Here is a 15,539-nt window from a genome sequence, read left to right as displayed (position 1 = left end):
GTCTGCTCAGAACTCGCGGGCGGCGACGTCGGGTCGCTGCGACGCCGCGAGGAGTCTACGGAGCTGGTCCGCGCTGACGGGTGCGCCGGGGTCGGCGAGGTGGTCGCGTGCGAACCCCTCCGGATCGGCCGCGTAGATCGGCGTGTAGGCACCGGACTCCGGCTCGGAGCGCCACGACTCCGCCAGACTCCCGGAGTCGACGGTGTCGAACCCCAGGGCGTCCACGATCGACGAGACGGACGCCTTCGCCCCGGCGTCGTCCCCCGCGACCGCCAGTGCCGTGCGCGGCTCGGAGCCGGACAGCGTCGGGATGTGGTGGGCCACGATGTTGTTGAACGCCTTGACCAGCGCGACACCCGGTAGCAGCGACTGCTCGTACTCGGCGGTCGTGCTCGTCAGCGTGTCCAGCTCCTCGATCCGGCCGTCTCGGTAGGGGTAGTAGTTGCCCGTGGACAGCACCGTCCTGCCGGCCAGCGCGTCGAGCGGCAGGGCCCGGTAGGAAGCGAGTGGGACCGTCAGCACCGTGACGTCCCCGAACCGGGCGGCAGCTCGAGCGTCGCCAGCCTGCGCGCGGGGCCCGAGTTCGTGGACGAGGTCGGCGAGCGACTCCGGCCCGCGTGAGTTCGCGACGAGGACCTCGAGCCCGGCCGTGACGGCCCGTCTGGCGATCGCGCTCCCGATCGCTCCGCTGCCGATGATGCCGATGCGTGTCATGGTCGTGCTCCTTGCGTCGCTGGTTCGTGGTCGTCGGTGGGTGGGGCCGTCCAGCCGCTCCTGAGCAGCGCCGTGAGGGCGCCGGTGGTCGTGGCGTCCGCCATGGCTGCTCCTCGCACCCAGCTGATGGCCAATGCCGCGAGGAACAGATCGCGTGCGCGCACGTCGCGTCGGGCGCTGCCGTCCTCCTGCGCAGCGCGCAGGAACGAAGCGGTCGTCGTGACGAACCCCTCGCAGGTCATCGACAGCGGGGAAGAGTCGGTCATCGTCGCGGTGCGCAACGGGTCCGGCAGCCCGTCGAAGGCGCTGGCCCACTCGACGACTGCGTCGAGCCAGCCTGCCAGCGCGTCGGCGGTGGCCACCGACCCGGCGAGGAGCCGATCGCGTCGCGCGACGAGGGCGTCATCGCGGGCGGCGAGCAGGGTTGCCAGCAAGGACTCCCGGTTCGGGAAGTGCCGGTACAGGGTGCCGGCGCCGACGCCGGCCTGCTTCGCGATCGCATCGAGCGAGCCGGAGACGCCGTGCGCCGAGAAGTGCTGCTCGGCGACGTCCAGGATGTGGTCCCGATTGCGCTGCGCGTCAGCTCGGGGAGCGCGGCCTGCTCGGGTGGTGGTCGCCATACGGGTTCAGTCCTCTCACCGGAGACTGTCTCCGGAACTCGCAAGAGGAGACTATCTCCCTTTCGGTCGTCCGCCGAAGTGCGGACTGGCGCGGCCCCCGAACGAGGGTCAGGATGCTGCCTAGTTGCACAGCGCAACGGGTCAGGTGCTTCCCCCGACAGAGGAGTCGTCATGAAGAAGTCCATCGCAGCCGCGTTCGCCGCCGCGGCCGTCATCACCGCGGGTGTGTTCGCCGCGTCACCCGCCTCGGCACTGCCGGCCAGCACGAAGGTCGTCGGTGGCGAGAAGGCCCCCACCACCTCGTGGGCCGTCCAGCTCGAAGCGTCGGGCGGCTCCATCCCGTCGGGCTACGTCAGCAACTGCACCGGCGAGCAGATCAACGCCTCGTGGATCCTCACCGCCCGCCACTGCATCGACGGCATCGGCGCGATGAACGTCTACCACTCGAACTCCACGACCAACCGGGGCACCGCCGTCGCCGTCGACCGAGTCAGCGCCTCGCCCGCGGGTGACATCGCGCTCGTGCACCTGCGGACCGCCTACTCGCTGTCCACCTACGCGCCCCTCGACCTCACCGCGACCGCCAAGTCGAGCGGGACCGGCACCATCCAGGGCTACGGCCTGCGCGCGAACGCGACCCAGTCCGACGGCCTCTACCAGGCCACCGTCTCGCTCACCGGTGCGAGCACCGACGCCTACAGCGGTCGTGCGCAGCACCTCACCGGCGTGACCGGTGCCTCGAACCACGGCGACTCCGGCGGCCCGCTGCTCGTGAACGGCAAGGTCGTCGCCGTCTGCTCCACCGGTGACAGCGCCGACCCCGGTGCCGACACCAAGGCCGGCTCGAACTACGCCCTGCTGTCGCAGGCCTCGTCCTGGATCCGGACCACGGCCGGCGTCTGAACCACGTGGCGGACGGGAGGCCCGTGGCGACGCCGCCACGGGCCTCCCGTCCGTCATCAGCCGTGTCCCAGGACCGCAGCGGCTGAACGCGTGTCCACGCGCGACGACGACAGTGGAACGCATGAGCCAGTACGACAAGCGCGACCCGAACACCCTCTACCCGGCCCCGCCGTACCCGAAGCAGGAGCAGTCGCTGCCGGGTGCCGCGTGGAAGATGGACCCGAAGCCCGACCACGGCGAAGAGAGCTACGTCGGACGGGAACGCCTCACCGGCTACCGCGGCATCATCACCGGCGCCGACTCCGGCATCGGTCGCGCCGCCGCCATCGCCCTGTCGCGTGAGGGCGCCGACCTGGTGCTGTCCTACCTGCCGGACGAGCAGGAGGACGCCGAACAAGTCCGCGACCTGCTCGAGTCCGAGGGGCGTCGCGCCGTCCTGTTCCCCGGGGACATCTCCGACGAGCAGTACTGCAAGGACCTGGTGCAGAAGGGCGTCGACGAGTTCGGCGGCCTCGACACCCTGGTCATGGTCGCCGGCCGCATGGACAGCAACGAGGACATCCTGACCCTCGACACGTCGATGTTCGACTCGACGTTCAAGACCAACATCTACTCGCTGTTCTGGCTGACCAAGGCAGCGGTGCCGCACCTCGAGCCGGGCTCCACCATCGTGACGACCGGTTCGATCCAGGCATCGACGCCCTCGGCCGACAAGATCGACTACGCCGTGTCGAAGGGCGCGATCAAGCTCTTCACCGAGGCCGTCGCCCAGCAGCTCGCACCGAAGGGCATCCGTGTGAACTCCGTCGCCCCCGGACCGGTCTGGACGCCGCTGCAGCCGGGATCCGACGACGCCGAGACCGTGTCGCACTTCGGCGAGACCTCGCCGTTCGGCCGCCCGGGACAGCCCGCCGAACTCGGTGCCGCGTACGTGCACCTGGTGAGCCCGGAGTCGAGCTACCAGTCAGGGTCGACGATCACGATCGCCGGCGGAACGCCCGCGTTCTGACCGGCGTCGTGACAGACGAAGGAGACCCCGTGTCAGGAGTGACGCACACCGTGCTGGTCGAGTGGGACGGAGCGGACCGGTCGTCCGAGGCCGATGCCCTGTCGCGCGAGCACCTGCCGCGGATCGACGGTGTCGAGTCGGTGCAGTCGGGGACGAGCGTGAGCACCGAGGGGCTCGAGGGCGGGTTCCACTGGATGCTCGTGGTGCGGATCCGCGACCGGGCGGCGCTCGCCGGGTACCTGCCGCATCCGGAGCACCGTCCGGTGGCCGAGTTCATCGGCGGTGCGAGTGCCCGGGTCGTGGTGTTCGACGTCGAGGACTCCGCGTAGAGCAGCGCACCGTTCCGCGACACGGTGCGCTCCTTGCGTGCGGCACAACCAAAGTCACTACGAACCGCGCGAACACACGGTTCGCGGTCACTTTGGTTGTGCGCAGTGCGTCCGCGCCGCGCCGCGCCGCGCCTCGCCGCCCCCCAGCTCACTCCACCAACGACTGCGTCCCCAGCACGATCGCCAGTGCCAACCGCTCGGCGTCCACCGACCCCGGCACCGCCGTGTACGCCAGGATCCGCAGGTCCTCCGGCCCGACGACCAGGGTGTCGCAGTCGAGCGTGATGAGCCCGACGTCGGGGTGGTCGATCACCTTGCGGCGGGCCGTCTCGCCCAAGGTCGTCGCACCCGAGTCCCACAGCTCGACGAACCGCGGGCTCGCCGCCCGCAGGTCCCGCACGAGCTGCTGCAACTGCCGGTCGAGCGGGTAGCGAGCCGCGGTCATCCGGAGTCCGGCGACCAGGTTCTCCTCGAACGCCGCCTGTTCCGCGGGCGTGTGCACGGCGCGGCTGCCGGCACCGACCAGGTGCCGCCAGGCGGTGTTCCGTTCGTTCCCACGCATCCCGCCGATCGGTCCCATCAGGGCTTCGTGTGGAGCGTTGGTCACGAGCAGGTTCCCGGCGGCGTCGAGCACCGCGACCGGGGTGTCCGCCAGCCGGTCGAGCAGCCGCTGCACGCTCGGCGGGATCCGCGACGGCACGACGTCCGCGCCCGGCGTCGCATGTCCGGCGAGCCGGTACAGCAGCTCCCGTTCGGCGTCCGAGACCCGGAGGGCACGGGTCAGCGCCTCGACCACCTGGGCGGACGGCGACGTCGCGCGACCCTGCTCCAGGCGGGTCAGGTAGTCGGCGGAGATCCCCGCGAGGCCCGCGAGTTCCTCACGCCGCAGTCCCGCCGCGCGACGTCGCGGCCCGACGGTCATGCCGGCGGCCGTGGGGGTGACGTGGTCGCGGAGCCGTCGCAGGGTGTGCCCGAAGTCCGTGTCCGCCATGTCACCAGTCTGCGCGCACGTCGCGGCCGCGTCCTGGCCCCAGCAGTCCTACGACAACCGGGCGACTCCCTGCCGACCGCGTCGAGCGTGACGCTGGCCCCATGACAACGACACTCATCACCGGCGCCACCCGTGGCCTCGGCAAGGAAACCGCCCGCCAACTCGTCGCAGCCGGCCACACCGTCTGGATCGGCGCTCGCGACGCCGGCCAGGGAGCGGCCGTCGCCGCCGAGATCGGCGCCCGCTCCGTGCAGCTCGACGTCCGCGACGACGACTCGATCGGCGCGGCCTTCGCGCACATCGACGCGAACGGCGGCCTGGACGTCCTGGTCAACAACGCCGGCATCGCGATGTGGGGTCTCAACGGACCGGACGCGCTCGCCGTGTTCGACACGAACGCCGTCGGCATCGTCCGCACGACCGAGGCCGCGTTGCCGATCCTGCGCCGATCGGCCAGCCCCCTCGTCGTCAACGTCGGGAGCGCGCTCGGCTCGTTCACGGCGGTCCACGACCCGGACAGTGCGGCGTCGACCGTGCAGGCCGCGGTCTACGGCGCGAGCAAGTCGGCCGTCTCGATGCTCACGGTGCAGTACGCCCGCATCGCACCCGAGGTGCGCTTCGTGGTCCTCGAGCCCGGCTACACGGCGACCGAGCTCGGTGGGGTGCCGAACCCGCACGGTCGCCCCGTCGAGGTGAGCGCGGCGACCGTCGCGGCCGCCGCGAGCGTGGGCCCGGAGGGCCCGACCGGCGTGTTCCTGGAGGACGGCCAGCCGCTCGGGTGGTGACGTCGTGACGGCCTGGAGGCTCGTGGCTGCGCCGCCACGGGCCTCCAGGCCGTCATCCGGTCGCGTCTACAGCAGCTGACGCGCGTTGGTCGACGCGAGGTCCAGCAGCTCGTCGCCGCGACCGGACAGCACCGTGCGGATGGCGTAGAGCGTGAAGCCCTTCGCCTGCTCGAGCGTGACCGCCGGGGGCATCGACAGCTCCTGCCGGTTCGCGCGCACCGAGACGAGCGCGGGGCCGTCGTGCGCGAGCGCGGCGGCCATCGCTTCCTCGAAGTCGTCGGACACGTCGACCTTGAAGCCCTTGATGCCGATCGCCTCGGCGACCGCGGCGAAGTCCGGGTTCTGCAGCTCGGTGCCGTAGTTCACGAACCCGGCGGCCTTCATTTCAAGCTCGACGAAGTTCAGCGACGAGTTGTCGAACACGACGATCTTCACGGGCAGCTTGTTCTGCACGATCGTGATGAGCTCGCCGAGCAGCATCGTCAGGCCGCCGTCACCCGCGAGTGCGATCACCTGGCGGTCCGGGAACGCCGTCTGCGCACCGATCGCCTGCGGGACAGCGTTCGCCATCGTGCCGTGCACGAACGAGCCGATCAGGCGACGCTTGCCGTTCATCGTGAGGTAGCGCGACGCCCACACGACGGGGGAGCCGACGTCCGGGATGAACACGGCGTCCTGCGCGGCGATCCGGTCGAGCACCCGGGCGACGTACTGCGGGTGCAGCGGCTTCTTCCGGCCCGCGGGGACGGCCAGGTCGTCGAGCTTCTCGCGGGTCTTCCGGTAGCGCTTCAGCGATTCCTCGAGGTGCTTCGTCGGGTGCGAACCGGTGAGCAGCGGGATGAGCGCGAGCGCGGTGTCCTTGACGGTGCCGACCAGGCCGATGTCGACGGGGTGTCGCCGGCCGAGCTGCGACCCGCGGATGTCGACCTGCACGTGCTTCGCCTTGGCGGGGAAGAACTGCTGGTACGGGAAGTCGGTGCCGAGCATGAGCACGACGTCGGCGTCCTCCATCGCCCGGTACCCGGACGCGAAGCCGAGCAGGCCCGTCATGCCGACGTCGTAGGGGTTGTCCCACTCGATGTGCTCCTTGCCCCGCAGGGCGTGCACGATCGGGGCCTGCAGGCGCTCGGCCAGCGCGATGACCTCGTCGTGCGCCCCGGCGACACCGGCACCGGCCAGGATCGTGACCTTGTCGGCACCGTTCAGCAGCTCGGCGGTGCGGAGCAGCTCGGCCTCACTCGGCACGATGCGCGGCGTCGTGCGCTCGATGCGGGTGGTGCGGTCGTCCTTCGCCTCGGCGAGCAGGACGTCGCCGGGGATCACGAGCACCGCGACCCCGCGCTTCTCGACGGCCTCGCGCATCGCGATCTCGAGCAGGCGGGGCATCTGCGTCGGGTCGGCGACGTACTCGACGTAGACCGAGCACTCGCGGAACAGCTCCTGCGGGTGGGTCTCCTGGAAGTAGCCGGAGCCGATCTCGGCGGTGGGGATGTGCGCGGCGATCGCGAGGACCGGGACGCGCGACCGGTTGGCGTCGAACAGACCGTTGATCAGGTGCAGGTTGCCCGGGCCGCAGCTGCCGGCGCAGACCGCGAGCTCGCCGGTCAGTTCGGCCTCGGCGCTCGCGGCGAACGCAGCGGCCTCCTCGTGGCGGACGTGCTCCCACCGGATCGTGCCGTCCTTGCGCAGGGCGTCGGTGAAGCCGTTGAGGGAGTCCCCCGGCAGGCCGTAGACGCGGGCGACGTCGTTCTTGCGGAGGGTGGCGACGATGTTCTCGGCAACGGTTGGCATGCCTCCTGTCTACTCGCGGGCGGCTGCGCTGAGTGCTTTCAGAGGCTCGCCGGACCCGTGGTCGGAGTCCGGGCTGGGACGATGGTCGGATGACCGACGCGCCGCTGCTCCGCCCCCGCCGACCGGAGTCCGACGGCGCCGGGATCCTCGAGCCGTCGCCCTACCCGCTCGTCTCCGTCGCGATCGCGGTCATCGCCGTGGTCGTCATCACGCTCGTCGGGTTCGCCCTCGGCACCGTCGACCTCGGACTGTCGAAGGCCCTGAACGCCCTGCACACCGGCGCGATCGGGGCGTTCACCACGGCGGTCTACCACGTCATCAGTCCGGGTCCGGCGATCGGGATCACCGTCGTCGTCGTGGCCGTGATCTGGTGGCGCACCCGGAGTCTCCGCCCGGCCCTGGCCTTCGGCGGCACGATCGCCATCACGTGGGTGCCGTCCGCGGTCGTGAAGGAGATCGTCCACCGCGCCAGGCCCGACGTCGCCGTGCTGCCGCACCCGTTCCCGGTGCAGCCCGACCCCGGGTACCCGAGCGGGCACACCGTCTACATCACGGCGTTCGTGATCGCGCTGATCTGGCTGCTGCGCGAGACCCGGTGGCACCGACTCGCACTGACGCTCGGGGTCGTCGCGATCGTGGTGGTGTTCTTCTCGGTGTCGATCGACGCGGTGCACTACCCGACCGACGCGGTGGCCTCGATCCTGTGGGCGCTCGCCGTGGCCCCGGGGGTGCGGGTGGTGTGGGTCGACTGGCTCATGCCGCGGATCCCGTTCCTGCGGGGTCGGTGACCGACCGGGTCAGGCCAGGCGGGTGCGACCCCGGGCGACGAGCAGCGCCACGACGGCCACCACGGCGGACGCGAGCATCACGATCGCCAGCGGTGCCGCCGTCACCGAGCCGCCGATGCTGACGAGCGGGGACACCAGCGCCGCGAGCCCGAACTGCAGCGCACCGAGCACGGCCGACGCGCTGCCGGCAGCGGCGGGGACCGCACCGAGCGCCAGCGCCGTGGCGTTGCCGAGCACCAGGCCGAGCGAGCCGACCGCGGTGAACAGCGGGACCGCGAGCCAGAACACGGGCGCCGCGAAGACGACGAGCAGCGCGAACGCCACCGTCGACGCGAACACCAGGGCGATGCCGAGCGACAGCACGCCGGTGACCGAGCGCGTCTCGGTGAGCTTGGCGGACACGATGCTCACACCCATCAGGGCCAGCGCGTTCAGCCCGAACGCCAGGCCGTAGCCGACGGTGCCGAGCCCGATCATGTCCTGGTACAGGAACGGCGAGGCGGAGATGTAGGCCATCATCACGGCGAACGCGAAGCCGAACACGGCGATGTAGCCGAGGAAGGTACGGGAGCGCAGCGCACGGAGCGGCGAACCGGAGCCCTTCCGCTCCTCGCGCAGCACGTCGCGGTGCGCCTTCAGGTGGGTCTCACGGATGACGGCGAGCACCGCGACGAGCATGACCACGGACAGGCCGAGGACGATCGACAGCAGGCCGCGCCAGCCGATCGGACCGGTGAGCAGGCCACCGAGCAGCGGAGCGACGACGGGGGCGACCCCGCCGACGATCATCATGAGCGAGAACGCGCGGGCGGCGGGCTTGCCGGTCGCCAGGTCGGAGATGACCGCACGGCTGATCACCATGCCGGCCGCACCGCCCAGGCCCTGCAGGAGTCGAGCTGCGATGAGCACGCCGATGTTCGGTGCGAACACTGCGGCGACGCTCGCGAGGACGCACAGTGCCGCGCCGGCGATGAGCGGCGGCACGCGGCCGAACCGGTCGGACAGCGGGCCGAAGACGAGCTGGCCGGCCGTGACGCCGACCAGGAACGCGGTCAGCGTGAGCTGCACGGTGGTGGCGCTCGCACCGAGCTCGGTGGTCATCTGCGGGAACGCCGGCAGGTACAGGTCGGTGGCGAAGGGGGCGACGGCGCTGAGCAGGCCGAGCACCAGCAGCAGCGGTGTCGTGATGCCCTGCTGCCTGGTCGTGGGTGTCGCGGCGTGCGCGCGGATGGTTCCGGTGTCCGTGGTCATTGTTATGAAAGCATAACTCATTGCCGATCCTCGGTACAGTACGGACATGCACTCCGCCGTGTCCGACCACGTCCTCGCCGACCTCGCCGACGTCGTGCTGCGGATCTCGCGGGAGATCGACCCGCACGGTGCCGGGGCGCTCGACATCGTGCCGCTCACCGGGACCGAGGCACTCGTGATGCGCTGGGTCGACCGCAACCCGGGTACCTCGCCGAGCGCGACGGCCGAGGCGACGGCACTCAAGCGCAGCAACCTCAGCGTCGCGCTGCGGTCCCTGGTGGAGAAGGGGATGGTCGAACGTCGGCAGGACCCGGACGATGCACGGACCGTGCAGCTGCACTCGACCGACGTGGCACGGGAGAGCATCGGACGCCTCCGCGCGCACTGGGCCGGCAAGCTCCGCGCCGCGCTCGGCGACGACGACGCCGGGTTGCCCGAGGCCCTCGCGCTGCTCGACCGGATCGACGAGGCACTCCGCGGGGTCTAGTCCTGCGGGGCGTCGTCCTCGATCGGCAGCAGTCGCCGAGCGCCGTGGCCTTCGTCGCCGAGCGTGTCGCCCGGGTTCACGACCGAGCACGCCCCGAGCGAGACGCAGCCGCACCCGATGCACTGCGTCATCTCCTGCTGCAGCCGCTCGAGTTCCAGCTGGCGGGCCCGGAGTCGTGCACGCCACCGCTCGTTCAGCCGGTTCCAGTCGCGCAGGGATGGCATCCGGTCGGCCGGCAGCGTGCCGAACTGCTCGGCGACCTCGCTGAGCGGGATGCCGAGGCGCTTCGCCACCTGGATGATCGCGATCCGCCGTTCGACGTGTCGCGGGTACATCCGGGTGCCGCCGTCGGTGCGCTCGGGCCGGATCAGGCCCTTGCGCTCGTAGAAGTGCAGGGCCGACGCGGCGACGCCGGTGCGTCGGACGATCTCGCCGATCGGGAGCAGGTCGGTCGGGCGGGGCGGCTGGATCTCGACCATGGTCGAGATCCTACGGTGGATCTCGACGCGACGAACGGCCGGTCGGGAGGCCCGTGGCGGGCCCGCCACGGGCCTCCCGTCCGCCCGTCGGTCGCGTCTACCGCTGCTGGAACGACTCCCAGAGCAGGAACGCGGTGAACAGGACGAACGGCGTGCACGCCACCACGTTGAGCCAGCGGTGTTCGACGACCACCGCGACGAACTCGCGCAGGAACGCACTCGGCACGTAGTACGGCGCCGTCGGCGAGCCGACCACCTGTGCCGGCAGGCCGAGCCGGCGGGCCAGGGTGGCGGCGCGGAGCACGTGGTAGTCGTTTGTCACCACGACGACCTGACCGTCGCGCCCGGCCTCGGCCTGCACGGCGCGCGAGAACCGCAGGTTCTCGCGGGTGTTGCGGGACTCGGTCTCGGGCCGGACGTCGTCGGGGTCCGCGCCGTTCGCCAGCAGGTACTCGGCCATCGCGGTGCCCTCGGCGCGCGGTTCGTCGTCGCCCTGCCCGCCGGACGGGATCAGCAGCGGCCGACGCCCGGCGGCCCGTTCGGCGCGGTACACGACGAGTGCGCGGTCGAGGCGGCTGCGGAGCAGGGGCGGCACCTCACCGCGGATCAGTCCGGAACCGAGAACGACGATCGTGTCCGGCACGGTGCCGTGACGCATCCGGCCGTAGACGACGGAGTACACGGCGAACGCGACGAGGGACGCGGCGAAGTACCCGCAGACGAACACCATCAGCACGGCGACCGCGATCCGGGCGCCGTCCCAGAGCGTGAACCCCTCGCCGCTCGCGGACACGAACAGCGCGATCGCCACCGCCGGCAGCACGAACACGAGCACCCCCGCGACCAACGACAGGGTGTTGCCGAGACTGCGCCCCTCGGAGCGGAGCATCCGGAACCCGTTCGCGATGAGGGCCACACCGAGGACGGCCACCGCGAGCGGGACGAGCAGCAGCACGGTGCCGACGACCAGGCTGAACCCGGGGACCACGAGCGTCAGTGCGGTCACGGCCGTCGCGAGCGCGAAGAACGCGGCGGCCGTCAGGAACACCCCGTTCCGGAGCATCCGCGGGTCACGCCGCCTGCTCGCGACGTACAGCAGCAGGAAAACCAGCGCGAAGCAGGCCGGCACCCCCACGGAGGTCATCGGTCGGCCGAACGGAGCGCGGTCATGCGCTCACGGTACCGGCCGCGGGGTCAGGCGACCGCGCGGCGGATCAGGTCGGCGACGGTCGCCTCGTCCGCCTCGGAGAACTCCGGCGTGATCGCCCACGACGTCGGCCAGAACGTCCCGTCGTCGAGTGCGGCAGAGTCCTGGAACCCGAGCGTCGCGTACCGGGCCTTGAACTTCGCGGCGTCCTGGAAGAAGAACGCCGCCTTGCCGTCCTTGTAGCACGCGGGCATGCCGTACCAGAGCTTCGGCGCGAGGTCGGGCGCGACCTCGAGCGCGATGCGGTGGATGCGTTCCGCGAGTCCGCGATCCGGCTGGGGCATCTCGGCGATCTTCGCCTCGACCGCGGCGGCGTCCGCTGCCGCCTTCTCCGCCTTGGTGCCCTTCGTGCCGCGGGTGCGTTTGACCTCGGCGGCGTGCTCCTGCATCGCCGCGCGTTCCTCGTCGGTGAAGGTGCCCTCGGTCTTCGTCGTCCGTGCCATGGTGGTGGCCTTCCGTGTCGGTGCGTCGATCATGCACCCGATCATGCTCGTGGCGCTCGTCCGATCACGCTCGTTGCGCTCGTCCGATCACGCTCGTTGCGCTCGTCCGATGGCGCTGGTGGCAGGCTCGGACCATGACCTACATCGCCAGCGACGACCGCTACGACTCGATGACGTACCGCCGCACCGGCCGCTCGGGCCTCGACCTGCCGCTGCTCTCCCTGGGGTACTGGCACAACTTCGGTGACGACGTGCCGTTCGAGACGCAGCGCGCGATCAGCCGTCGGGCCTTCGACCTCGGCATCACGCACCACGACCTCGCGAACAACTACGGCCCGCCCTACGGTGCGGCCGAGGTGAACTTCGGGCGCCTGATGCGTGAGGACTTCCGGCCGTACCGCGACGAGATGGTCGTGTCGACCAAGGCCGGGTGGGACATGTGGCCGGGGCCGTACGGCCAGGGCGGCGGTTCGCGGAAGTACGTGCTCGCCTCGCTCGACCAGTCCCTGCAGCGGACCGGCCTGGACTACGTCGACGTCTTCTACTCGCACCGACTCGACGCCTCGACCCCGCTCGAGGAGACGATGGGCGCACTGCACACGGCGGTCCAGCAGGGCAAGGCGCTCTACGTCGGCATCTCGTCGTACGACGCGGAACGCAGCCGCCAGGCCGCCGCGATCCTGCGCGACCTCGGCACCCCGCTCATCATCCACCAGCCGTCGTACTCGATGCTCAACCGCTGGATCGAGACCGAGGGGCTGCTCGACGCCGCCGGCGAGCTGGGCTTCGGCGTGATCGGGTTCACCGCGCTCGCCCAGGGCCTGCTCACCGGCAAGTACCTGGACGGGGTGCCGTCTGATTCCCGAGCCGCCGCCGGCAAGTCGCTCGACGCGTCGAGCATCACACCAGAGGTCGTCGCGCACCTCCGGGCACTGAACGACGTCGCCGCGGCTCGTGGACAGTCCCTGGCGCAGCTCGCCCTGGCGTGGGCACTCCGTGACGAGCGGGTGACCTCGCTCGTGATCGGGGCGTCGAAGGTGTCGCAGCTCGAGGACAACGTCGCGGCGCTGGCGAACACCTCGTTCACCGACGAGGAGCTCCGCACCATCGACGAGCACTCCGTCGGCATCACCGACGTCGACCTGTGGGCGGGAGCACGTGCCGGCGAGGTCTCCTGACCGCGGACCTACGAGCGGTTCGGTCCGGCACCCACCGGGGTGCGACCGCGGAGTCGCTCGCGGCTGAGCGCCGGCAGCGCGAACCCGGTGTCCCGTTCGAGCACGTGGGTGCCCGGCGCGACGATCGGGTCGATCGCGTCGAGCAGCCCGTCGTCGAGGACGATCTCGGAGGCCTGCACGTAGGCGTCGACGTGCGACACGGTGCGCGGCCCGATCACCACCGAGGACACGTCCGGGTGGGTCAGGGCGAAGGCGACCGCGAGCTCCGACACCGTGAAGCCGGAGTCGTCGGCCAGGCGTCCGAGCCGGTCGGCCACCTCGAGCTTCCGACGGTTCCGCGGGGCGCCGATGTCGTACGCGTCCGGGTGCTCGTCGACGTGCGGTGAGCGTGGTTGGACGGTGCCGTTGCGGTAGGTGCCCGCGAGCCAGCCGCCGGCGAGGGGTGCTCCGGCCAAGACCCCGAGACCGAAGCGGCGGGCGACCGGGAACACCGTGCGCTCCGCCGTGCGGGTGAGGATCGAGTAGGGCACGTGTGTCGCGGTGGCGCTCTTCGACCCGGACCGGAGCCACTGCGCCTCGACGAGCTCCTCGGCCGGGAACCCGGGGAGGCCGAACGCGCGGATCTTGCCCTGTGCGACCAGGTCGGCGAGGGCGTCGAGCGTCTCGTCGAGCGACGTCGCCGGGTCCGGCAGTGCCGGCTGGTACAGATCGATGACGTCGGTGCCGAGTCGCTGCAGGCTCCGCTCCACGGCACGGAACATCCACCGCCGCCCGTTGCCCCGGTGCGCCGGGTCCTGGTCGACCGGGGCTCCGAACCGCACCGACAGGAACACGTCCTCGCGCCGTCCGGCGATCGCCGCGCCCACAGCGGTCTCGGCCAGGCCCGCGCCGTCGGCGTCCGAGACGTCGACCGACGTCACGCCGCGGGTGAGTGCCTCGAGCACGAGGGTCACACCGGCCGACGGGTCGTGGGCCGCGACGCCGGCGACGGCACGCGTCCCCAGCGTCAGCGAGCTGACGGGCGCCCCCGTGCGCCCCATGCGTCGCTGTTCCATGCGCGCCACGATATGGGCCGTGCGGGCCGCAGGACGGTCCGGTGACGAAGCATTACCCCTGGCCCCGACCGGAACGGTTGGTACGATGGACGCAGTTCTGAAACACGCAGTGTGTATCTACCGGCCGCCGGCTCCCCGGCGGACAACGGCGGCACCCGATGGGTCCGCCCCCACCGAACCGGGCCGGGCCGAGAAGGCACACCCCCATGCTCCACACCAGTCCCACCCCGTCCGCGCCCGCCCCGGAGCGCACGGACACCGCGACCGCCGGAGACGCCTCGCTCGTCTCCCTCGCCGGACGCTGGTACTTCCCGGTGGCGTTCATCGCCCGCCTGCCGTTCGCCATGATGGTCGTCGGGGTCCTCACCCTCGTCGTGGCCGCGCGTGACTCCGTCGCCCTCGGTGGCGTCAACTCCGCCTCGGTCGGCATCGGTGCCGCGGTGTTCGGACCGATGGTCGGCGCCGCCGCGGACCGGTTCGGCCAGCGTGCCGTGCTCGTCCCCGTCGGCCTCGTCAACGCCGCGCTGCTCGGCGCGTTCCCCTTCGTCGTCAGCGGCAGCGCGCCGGACCTCGCCGTGCTCGCGATGGCGTTCTGCATTGGTGCGTCCGCGCCCCAGGTCGCGCCGATGTCCCGGACCCGGCTCGTCGCCATCATCGCGCAGCGCATGAGACCGGCCCGCCGCGAGAAGACCCTCAGCGGCACGATGGCGTACGAGTCCGCCGCCGACGAGACCGTCTTCATCATCGGCCCGTTCCTGGTCGGCATCCTCGCCAGCGCGATCGCCCCCTGGGTCGCGGTCGCCGGCGCCTCGGCCCTGACCTTCGTGTTCGTGACCGCCTTCGCGCTGCACCCCACCGGCAAGCTCGTGCTCGGGCAGCACGAGGAACTGACCCAGGCCCCGGCGCGCCAGCTCCTGCGTCCGCGGCTCGTCGTCGTGGTCGTCGGGATCCTCGGCATCGGCCTGTTCTTCGGCTCGACGCTGACGTCGCTGACGGCGTTCATGGAGACCCACGGCGAGGCGTCCCAGGCCGGCCTGCTCTACGGCCTGATGGGCATCGGTTCGGCCGGACTCGCCCTCGGGTCCGCAGCGTTCCCGCGGTCGTTCGGCCTCGGCTGGCGCTGGCTCGTGTTCGGTGTCGTCCTGCTCGGCGGCGCGATCGCGTTCTCGCAGGCCGACTCCGTCGTGGCGGTCGGCATCGTCCTGGCGATCATGGGCGTCGGCATCGGTCCGACCCTCGTCGCGCAGTACAGCCTCGGGTCGGACCGTTCACCGGTCGGCCGGTCCGCGACCACGATGACGATCCTCGGATCCGCCGTGATCGTCGGGCAGTCGATCGCCTCCGCCATCACGGGCGACCTGGCGGAGCAGCACGGCACGTCCGTCGCGATGGTGCTCCCCGCGGCCTCGGCAGCGGTCGTCGTGCTGGCGGCCGTGGTCAACCTGCTGCTGCGGCGCCGCACCGCCGCCTGAAGCAGATCGCACCGGGCCGATCGCGGTCTCCTCGGCG

At 71.4% G+C, this 15,539-nt stretch carries 17 protein-coding genes; 8 read left to right on the top strand and 9 right to left on the bottom strand.

Translation table 11 applies throughout. The features are described 5' to 3' along the window. Window positions 1-6 precede the first annotated feature (6 nt). Both M4960_RS12135 and M4960_RS12130 read right to left on the bottom strand, forming a co-directional pair. On the bottom strand, window positions 7-714 hold the full coding sequence (locus M4960_RS12135) for an NADPH-dependent F420 reductase (protein WP_248704367.1): 708 nt from the start codon (window positions 712-714) through the stop codon (window positions 7-9). After that, window positions 711-1,334 (bottom strand): TetR/AcrR family transcriptional regulator, encoded by a 624-nt coding sequence (locus tag M4960_RS12130; protein WP_173170186.1) that lies wholly within the window; start codon window positions 1,332-1,334, stop codon window positions 711-713. The genes M4960_RS12135 and M4960_RS12130 overlap by 4 nt, the downstream gene beginning before the upstream one ends. 171 nt (window positions 1,335-1,505) lie before the next feature. Here M4960_RS12130 and M4960_RS12125 point away from each other — a divergent pair, with 171 nt between their 5' ends. From M4960_RS12125 to M4960_RS12115, 3 genes are all read left to right on the top strand, one after another. After that, window positions 1,506-2,237, top strand: coding sequence for a trypsin-like serine protease (locus M4960_RS12125; protein WP_123671152.1), 732 nt, complete (start codon window positions 1,506-1,508; stop codon window positions 2,235-2,237). Window positions 2,238-2,358: 121 nt separating this feature from the next. Then, a complete protein-coding gene (locus M4960_RS12120) occupies window positions 2,359-3,246 on the top strand; it encodes an SDR family oxidoreductase (protein ID WP_131881036.1) in 888 nt (295 codons plus the stop codon). A 29-nt stretch (window positions 3,247-3,275) separates the two neighbouring features. Further along, on the top strand, window positions 3,276-3,575 hold the full coding sequence (locus M4960_RS12115; RefSeq protein ID WP_248704366.1) for a Dabb family protein: 300 nt from the start codon (window positions 3,276-3,278) through the stop codon (window positions 3,573-3,575). Window positions 3,576-3,723: 148 nt separating this feature from the next. Here M4960_RS12115 and M4960_RS12110 read toward each other — a convergent pair whose 3' ends face one another. Further along, window positions 3,724-4,566, bottom strand: coding sequence for a helix-turn-helix transcriptional regulator (locus M4960_RS12110; protein WP_248704365.1), 843 nt, complete (start codon window positions 4,564-4,566; stop codon window positions 3,724-3,726). Between the two features lie 101 nt (window positions 4,567-4,667). Here M4960_RS12110 and M4960_RS12105 point away from each other — a divergent pair, with 101 nt between their 5' ends. Then, on the top strand, window positions 4,668-5,351 hold the full coding sequence (locus M4960_RS12105; RefSeq protein WP_173170194.1) for an SDR family NAD(P)-dependent oxidoreductase: 684 nt from the start codon (window positions 4,668-4,670) through the stop codon (window positions 5,349-5,351). A gap of 66 nt (window positions 5,352-5,417) precedes the next feature. Here M4960_RS12105 and poxB read toward each other — a convergent pair whose 3' ends face one another. Next, window positions 5,418-7,142 carry a ubiquinone-dependent pyruvate dehydrogenase gene (gene poxB, locus M4960_RS12100; RefSeq protein ID WP_173170196.1) on the bottom strand — a complete coding sequence of 575 codons (1,725 nt, stop codon included), beginning with the start codon at window positions 7,140-7,142 and terminating at the stop codon, window positions 5,418-5,420. Between the two features lie 89 nt (window positions 7,143-7,231). Between poxB and M4960_RS12095 the strand changes: the two genes are divergently transcribed. Next, the gene (locus M4960_RS12095; protein ID WP_134195604.1) at window positions 7,232-7,930 is read left to right on the top strand and encodes a phosphatase PAP2 family protein; all 699 of its coding nucleotides are present in this window, start codon (window positions 7,232-7,234) and stop codon (window positions 7,928-7,930) included. Between the two features lie 9 nt (window positions 7,931-7,939). Here M4960_RS12095 and M4960_RS12090 read toward each other — a convergent pair whose 3' ends face one another. Further along, entirely contained in the window at window positions 7,940-9,202 is a 1,263-nt protein-coding gene (locus tag M4960_RS12090; RefSeq protein WP_228510644.1) for a multidrug effflux MFS transporter, read from the bottom strand. Window positions 9,203-9,227: 25 nt separating this feature from the next. Here M4960_RS12090 and M4960_RS12085 point away from each other — a divergent pair, with 25 nt between their 5' ends. Further along, a complete protein-coding gene (locus M4960_RS12085) occupies window positions 9,228-9,668 on the top strand; it encodes a MarR family winged helix-turn-helix transcriptional regulator (protein ID WP_243692348.1) in 441 nt (146 codons plus the stop codon). Here M4960_RS12085 and soxR read toward each other — a convergent pair. The 3 genes from soxR to M4960_RS12070 all read right to left on the bottom strand — a co-directional run bounded on the left by soxR (window position 9,665) and on the right by M4960_RS12070 (window position 11,830). Next, window positions 9,665-10,147: a redox-sensitive transcriptional activator SoxR gene (soxR, locus tag M4960_RS12080; RefSeq protein ID WP_111085894.1), complete on the bottom strand. Its 483-nt coding sequence runs from the start codon at window positions 10,145-10,147 to the stop codon at window positions 9,665-9,667. The genes M4960_RS12085 and soxR overlap by 4 nt on opposite strands. Before the next feature lie 97 nt (window positions 10,148-10,244). Further along, window positions 10,245-11,291, bottom strand: coding sequence for a YdcF family protein (locus M4960_RS12075; RefSeq protein ID WP_248704364.1), 1,047 nt, complete (start codon window positions 11,289-11,291; stop codon window positions 10,245-10,247). A gap of 50 nt (window positions 11,292-11,341) precedes the next feature. Beyond that, entirely contained in the window at window positions 11,342-11,830 is a 489-nt protein-coding gene (locus tag M4960_RS12070) for an iron chaperone (RefSeq protein ID WP_248704363.1), read from the bottom strand. 101 nt (window positions 11,831-11,931) lie between these two features. On the opposite strand from M4960_RS12070, the gene mgrA reads away from it, so the two are divergent. Further along, a complete protein-coding gene (gene mgrA / locus M4960_RS12065) occupies window positions 11,932-12,975 on the top strand; it encodes an L-glyceraldehyde 3-phosphate reductase (RefSeq protein ID WP_248704362.1) in 1,044 nt (347 codons plus the stop codon). Between the two features lie 8 nt (window positions 12,976-12,983). On the opposite strand, the gene M4960_RS12060 is transcribed toward mgrA, so the two are convergent. Further along, window positions 12,984-14,030 carry an aldo/keto reductase gene (locus M4960_RS12060; RefSeq protein WP_248704361.1) on the bottom strand — a complete coding sequence of 349 codons (1,047 nt, stop codon included), beginning with the start codon at window positions 14,028-14,030 and terminating at the stop codon, window positions 12,984-12,986. Window positions 14,031-14,236: 206 nt separating this feature from the next. Between M4960_RS12060 and M4960_RS12055 the strand changes: the two genes are divergently transcribed. Continuing rightward, complete coding sequence (locus tag M4960_RS12055; RefSeq protein WP_131881058.1) at window positions 14,237-15,502, top strand: MFS transporter; 1,266 nt, start codon at window positions 14,237-14,239, stop codon at window positions 15,500-15,502. Window positions 15,503-15,539: the final 37 nt, after the last annotated feature.

It is taken from the genome of Curtobacterium sp. MWU13-2055, assembly GCF_023242305.1.
Lineage (GTDB): Bacteria > Actinomycetota > Actinomycetes > Actinomycetales > Microbacteriaceae > Curtobacterium.
Note: the sequence above shows the minus strand (reverse complement) of the source record. Positions and strands in the feature narration are given on the sequence as shown.

What these genes read in the sequence shown, in the direction of transcription:
- M4960_RS12135 (WP_248704367.1), bottom strand. Translation starts at nt 714, where the DNA reads ATGACACGCATCGGCATCATCGGCAGCGGAGCGATCGGGAGCGCGATC.
- M4960_RS12130 (WP_173170186.1), bottom strand. Translation starts at nt 1,334, where the DNA reads ATGGCGACCACCACCCGAGCAGGCCGCGCTCCCCGAGCTGACGCGCAG.
- M4960_RS12125 (WP_123671152.1), top strand. Translation starts at nt 1,506, where the DNA reads ATGAAGAAGTCCATCGCAGCCGCGTTCGCCGCCGCGGCCGTCATCACC.
- M4960_RS12120 (WP_131881036.1), top strand. Translation starts at nt 2,359, where the DNA reads ATGAGCCAGTACGACAAGCGCGACCCGAACACCCTCTACCCGGCCCCG.
- M4960_RS12110 (WP_248704365.1), bottom strand. Translation starts at nt 4,566, where the DNA reads ATGGCGGACACGGACTTCGGGCACACCCTGCGACGGCTCCGCGACCAC.
- M4960_RS12105 (WP_173170194.1), top strand. Translation starts at nt 4,668, where the DNA reads ATGACAACGACACTCATCACCGGCGCCACCCGTGGCCTCGGCAAGGAA.
- poxB (WP_173170196.1), bottom strand. Translation starts at nt 7,142, where the DNA reads ATGCCAACCGTTGCCGAGAACATCGTCGCCACCCTCCGCAAGAACGAC.
- M4960_RS12095 (WP_134195604.1), top strand. Translation starts at nt 7,232, where the DNA reads ATGACCGACGCGCCGCTGCTCCGCCCCCGCCGACCGGAGTCCGACGGC.
- M4960_RS12090 (WP_228510644.1), bottom strand. Translation starts at nt 9,202, where the DNA reads ATGAGTTATGCTTTCATAACAATGACCACGGACACCGGAACCATCCGC.
- M4960_RS12085 (WP_243692348.1), top strand. Translation starts at nt 9,228, where the DNA reads ATGCACTCCGCCGTGTCCGACCACGTCCTCGCCGACCTCGCCGACGTC.
- soxR (WP_111085894.1), bottom strand. Translation starts at nt 10,147, where the DNA reads ATGGTCGAGATCCAGCCGCCCCGCCCGACCGACCTGCTCCCGATCGGC.
- M4960_RS12075 (WP_248704364.1), bottom strand. Translation starts at nt 11,291, where the DNA reads ATGACCTCCGTGGGGGTGCCGGCCTGCTTCGCGCTGGTTTTCCTGCTG.
- M4960_RS12070 (WP_248704363.1), bottom strand. Translation starts at nt 11,830, where the DNA reads ATGATCGACGCACCGACACGGAAGGCCACCACCATGGCACGGACGACG.
- mgrA (WP_248704362.1), top strand. Translation starts at nt 11,932, where the DNA reads ATGACCTACATCGCCAGCGACGACCGCTACGACTCGATGACGTACCGC.
- M4960_RS12060 (WP_248704361.1), bottom strand. Translation starts at nt 14,030, where the DNA reads ATGGAACAGCGACGCATGGGGCGCACGGGGGCGCCCGTCAGCTCGCTG.
- M4960_RS12055 (WP_131881058.1), top strand. Translation starts at nt 14,237, where the DNA reads ATGCTCCACACCAGTCCCACCCCGTCCGCGCCCGCCCCGGAGCGCACG.